Origin of the sequence: Methylobacterium sp. J-030 (genome assembly GCF_022829545.1) — a bacterium.
Classification (GTDB): Bacteria; Pseudomonadota; Alphaproteobacteria; order Rhizobiales; family Beijerinckiaceae; genus Methylobacterium.
In genome coordinates, this window is record NZ_JAKSYM010000055.1 from 1 (window position 1) to 3,421 (window position 3,421).

The 3,421-nt window shown below is 64.7% G+C and carries 7 protein-coding genes; 3 read left to right on the forward strand and 4 right to left on the reverse strand.

Features of this window, described 5'->3' with window-relative positions; all coding sequences use genetic code 11:
- Window positions 1–331 (forward strand): DUF6894 family protein (locus tag MKK75_RS02385; RefSeq protein WP_244041031.1); only part of this gene is annotated, 331 nt, incomplete at its 5' end.
- A 134-nt stretch (window positions 332–465) separates the two neighbouring features.
- Window positions 466–891 (forward strand): hypothetical protein, encoded by a 426-nt coding sequence (locus MKK75_RS02390; protein ID WP_244041032.1) that lies wholly within the window; start codon window positions 466–468, stop codon window positions 889–891.
- A 28-nt stretch (window positions 892–919) separates the two neighbouring features.
- On the opposite strand, the gene MKK75_RS02395 is transcribed toward MKK75_RS02390, so the two are convergent.
- On the reverse strand, window positions 920–1,300 hold the full coding sequence (locus MKK75_RS02395; protein ID WP_244041033.1) for a hypothetical protein: 381 nt from the start codon (window positions 1,298–1,300) through the stop codon (window positions 920–922).
- Window positions 1,301–1,417: 117 nt separating this feature from the next.
- Entirely contained in the window at window positions 1,418–1,819 is a 402-nt protein-coding gene (locus tag MKK75_RS02400) for a DUF1236 domain-containing protein (protein ID WP_409567507.1), read from the reverse strand.
- 447 nt (window positions 1,820–2,266) lie between these two features.
- Between MKK75_RS02400 and MKK75_RS02405 the strand changes: the two genes are divergently transcribed.
- Window positions 2,267–2,623 carry a hypothetical protein gene (locus MKK75_RS02405; protein WP_244041035.1) on the forward strand — a complete coding sequence of 119 codons (357 nt, stop codon included), beginning with the start codon at window positions 2,267–2,269 and terminating at the stop codon, window positions 2,621–2,623.
- 12 nt (window positions 2,624–2,635) lie between these two features.
- On the opposite strand, the gene MKK75_RS02410 is transcribed toward MKK75_RS02405, so the two are convergent.
- A complete protein-coding gene (locus tag MKK75_RS02410) occupies window positions 2,636–2,845 on the reverse strand; it encodes a hypothetical protein (protein ID WP_244041036.1) in 210 nt (69 codons plus the stop codon).
- 127 nt (window positions 2,846–2,972) lie between these two features.
- Entirely contained in the window at window positions 2,973–3,116 is a 144-nt protein-coding gene (locus MKK75_RS02415; protein WP_244041037.1) for a hypothetical protein, read from the reverse strand.
- Window positions 3,117–3,421: the final 305 nt, after the last annotated feature.

The following is a 3,421-nucleotide window of genomic DNA, read 5'->3' on the forward strand; positions in this document are numbered from 1 at the left end:
TTGGCTGATCGACCGTAGGCGCCGGCGGCTGGGTGAGGCGAGCGCTCCCGCCTGCGACGCGGAGGGCCTGATGCCCCGCTACTTCATCGACACCTTCGACAGCATTGTCGCCATAGATGACGTCGGCCACGAGTTGCCGGACGAGGCTGCTGTGCGGGAGGTTGTCCGCAAGACGTTGGCCGACATGCTCGGGTCCGAGCATAAGGCACGGCCGGCTGCTCAGTACCGGGCCGAGGTTCGCGACGAAGCTGGCAAGAGCATACTCACCGCCTCTGTGCTCATCGTCATCGATAAGGTGCCGGAGCGGAAGGCAGTCGTAGCTGCCAATTAGCAGACGTTCCTATCATCCGAAGATGGTTGCAAGCAGACCCCAACGATGAGCGGCACGCATCAGGCCTACGTCGTCGGATGAGCGAGCCCCTTAAAGCTACGCTTTTTTCACGCCGGATGGCACAGTGCGCCACCATGCCGATCCGGCCCGAGCACCGCTTCATCTATCCCATCGACTGGGCGCAGCTCTCAGCCGTAATACGGTTCGGCCGGGCGAGAGGCTGCTGCGAGGGCTGCGGGCGGCCGCATGGGCGGATGGTCTACCACCTGGGCGATGGGCGCTGGTGGGATGCGGATGCCGCCCGGTGGCGCGACGGGTGGGGGCGCCGGATCCGGATCGCTGCAGAAGCTGACATCCTCGGCAGCGCCCGTCGCACCCGCGTGGTACTGGCCGCCGCACACCGGGATCACGGCACCTCGAACAACGCGGGCGCCAACCTCGCGGCCTTCTGCCAGCGGTGCCACATGATCCACGACCGGCCGGAGCATCGGAGGCGGCGGTGGCGCACGCTGTTCCGGCGGAAGGCGCTGGGCGACCTGTTCGGTGGGCCATACGCCTGAGGGTCTGCTGGCGAAGATAGTTCGATCGTCAGCTCGCCTGATTGAGATCCAGGTCGCGGATTAGGTCGCCGATCGGGTCGCCTTCAGCAGCCTTCCCTTGAGGGGCCGGCGGCATAAGCTTGCCCGACAATGTCGGCGACGACCGCACTCCTGACGGCAGAGTCACCGTCAGGTGATGCGACAGCAGTGCCCTACTGTTGGCCATCACCAACGCGGGTTCGCTGCCGTGTAGTTTCCCAGGTGGGTCGGTCCAAGCAGTCGACGTTGATGGCGCATCGATAGCCACCGTGACGACCCGCGCTCTTCGATCAGAACGCTCGTAATTGCCCGGGTGCAGCACATGAGCGGCGACAAGCAGGCCGGCAACTGCGATCGCCGTCGTGGCCAGGGTGGATCGATAGTGTTCCATGTCGGCAGAACATACTGCCAAGCTCGTCGTTCCGCTGGATCGCGCGGAATAGCTAATCGCAGCTTTACAGTCGCATCGGCCTGAGGCGGTCGGATCCAGTTGCGATCTGGTCTGTGGCTACTCAATCACCTCCACAATGCGCCGGCTCCTCGGTTCGACCAACACGGGATGGCCGTTGATGATCGTGTAGCTGTATTCGGGCAACGCGAACTCCCGCGGCACATCGTAGTAGACCACCCCGTCCTCCGGCAGCACGGTCCCAACCCGTACTGGATCAGAGAGTATCACGGATGGGCGGTGTTCCCCCAGCGCGTAGATGCGGAAGCGCTCCCGGCGATCAACGCCCAAAATTCCATTGGCTGTACCCACGGCTGCGCCGATTGCTCCACCGACGAGTGCCCCGAGCGGACCGGCGATTTCCTCTCCGCGCTCCACCCCTTCCCGAGCGCCCCGGTCCAACCCTTGCGCATGGACGGCCCCAGTGAGGTCAAGCGTTGCCATAAGCGTGAGAGTGATCATGACCCGCATATCGCATCCTCAAGGTTGAGTGCGGCTGGCGTTCAGCGGCACCAAGAAGCAGCCCCGCACCACCGGATCGGCGTTCGGTCGATCGCACCTGTCGTTGTGGGGTCAGCGGACGGCAGGTGCGCGATCGTTGGTTTAGCGGGCCGATTCGCTTCCACCAGCATGGCGGCCGAGAAGCAGCAGAGGGCTAGAACGGCGATCCAAAGAGCGCCTTTCAGGGTTCGAAGGGTTCGCCTGGACATGACGGCAACGCTGGAGGCTGTCGGTTAGCGAACCCTTGCACCGCGCCACGACCATCAGACCTATCGCTATCGAGCGCATCACATCGATCCCATCTGCGCTCGATCGGCCGCATCGCGCTCGGCCCGCATTCGACCTACGATCACCGCGTCGTTGCCCCGCTGGCAAAAGCGGGGCGGCACGGCCGCCGGAGACGTGGCTATGCGCTACCGAGCCCCTGTCGCCCTCGCCCTTGTCGCCGGCCTCACTGCCTTGCCCTGTCATGCCCAGACGCAGGAGGAACAGGCTTTAGCCTTGCTCCGAGCGTCCAGCGCGCAATCGGCCATCATCACGTTCTGCGGCAAGCACTTCGCGATCGATGGGACGACCGCCCTGAGGATTTCCCAGACTGCACGAGACGTGGCAACCAAGGTCCTCGGTCCAGAGCGGGCCAATGCCGCCTTCAAGGACGAGTTGGCGCGGCGCTACGCCGAGGTGAAGGAAGCCGGGGAACAGCAGTGGTGCGCCGACCAGCGCGATGAACTTTCAGGGGGCGAGGTCCGGATCTTCAAAGATTGAGGCGCTGGCGGTTTAATCGCCGCCGTGACCATCGCCACCGCCGTCGCCATCACCGCCGTCCAGCAGCCAGTCCAGCAGATCCACACCGACATCGGCAGTTGCGTCACAGTCTGCCTTGTCTTGCGGCTTCTCCGCATGCTGCGCCCGCACCTCGGCGAACAGCTCGCGCGCCAGCCGGTCCAGTTCCGCGTCGGACAGCTTCCGCTCTGGCTGGGCTGGCATAGGCGCTTTCCTTCGTACCGTCCGCTCGGCCCCACCCCGATCTGCTCACGGGGCGGGGGAGCGTCCGATCTCACCAGCGGGCAGGCCGATACGCAACGCAGCCCAACAGCAGGATAGCGAAGGGGGGTTATCGGACCGTCAGCGGGGCCGGCCGAACTTTGTGCCGGAACAGGCTGCGCAGGAGACGGAAGGGTAGGCTCACCAGCCGATAGGCCGCGTGGGCGGCCATCACGACGAGAACGGCAAGCAGCGCCAGCAGGGTGTTGCGCAACGCAGGTACTTCCGGTGGCTTGAACACAGCGGGCCGCCCCCGCCATTGCCTCTAGCAGACGCGCTGATCGCGGCGGGATTGTGAGCCACCAAGCCATTCCCGGCGGCATGGCTGATGAACCCGAGAAACAAGCCTGGGATCGCCACCGCGAGGAATGCCCAGAGCTCAAGGTCGGATAGGTCCATATGTGATCCGTAGACGAGGAACGGGCTCACGGAAGCGCGATTGCCTTGTTGCCGCATGGCAGGTCCTGCAACCGGCCAGCGGTCAACAGGGAGATACGCCGATGAGAACTGCACTGACCA